Below are 648 nucleotides of genomic sequence, written 5' to 3'. Positions count from 1 at the left end.
GCCGGCTCCGCCGGGGGCCGGTCATCGCGGTGCTCTCGGTGGCCGTTCTGGTGCTGCTCACACTGTCGGGCGTGCTCGGGGCGCAGCTGCTGTTCTCCGACGACGAGGAGCCGCCGGCGGGCGGGGCGACGACGTCGTCCGCGCCCCCGTCGAGTCAGCCCGTGATTCGGGACGACCTCAAGGTCACGGTCGGGGAAGGCGGCTCGGCAGCTTCCGAGCATGATCCCTCCGTGCCCGTGGGGTACGAGCCGACCTGCAAGGGAGCGGTCGAGGCCGCCACGAACTACCTCGTGGGCCTCAACGAGCTGCGTCCGAGCGGAGGCGAGCTGACCCAGGAGGACTACCTCGCGCTCGTGAAGGACCGCACGACTGGCGAGTATCAGTCTGAGGCCATCGAGTCCGCCCAGGCCTTCTTCGAGCGCGTAGGCGACACCGAGGGGCCCGTCCCCGTCATCCACCCCGAGTGGGGTGGATTCACTGTCGCGGAGTGCTCGGAGGGTGAGTCGGCCACGATCAATATCGTCTCCGCTTCCGACTACACAGGGACCGGCGAGTTCTACTACGTAGTCACATCAACTCAGCTGGCCTGGGCCGACGATGACTGGAAGGTGTCGGGAATCGGCGATGCAGAAGCGCCCACGACTCTTC

1 protein-coding gene is annotated in these 648 nt (G+C 67.7%); it reads left to right on the top strand.

The annotated features are described in order from the left end of the window. Positions 1-38 precede the first annotated feature (38 nt). The coding region (locus DMH08_RS39770) for a hypothetical protein (protein ID WP_148108681.1) at positions 39-648 on the top strand (610 nt) is incomplete at its 3' end.

Source organism: Actinomadura sp. WAC 06369, assembly GCF_003947565.1.
GTDB classification, from domain to species: domain Bacteria; phylum Actinomycetota; class Actinomycetes; order Streptosporangiales; family Streptosporangiaceae; genus Spirillospora; species Spirillospora rifamycini.
This window is presented reverse-complemented; position numbering and strand designations above follow the sequence as displayed.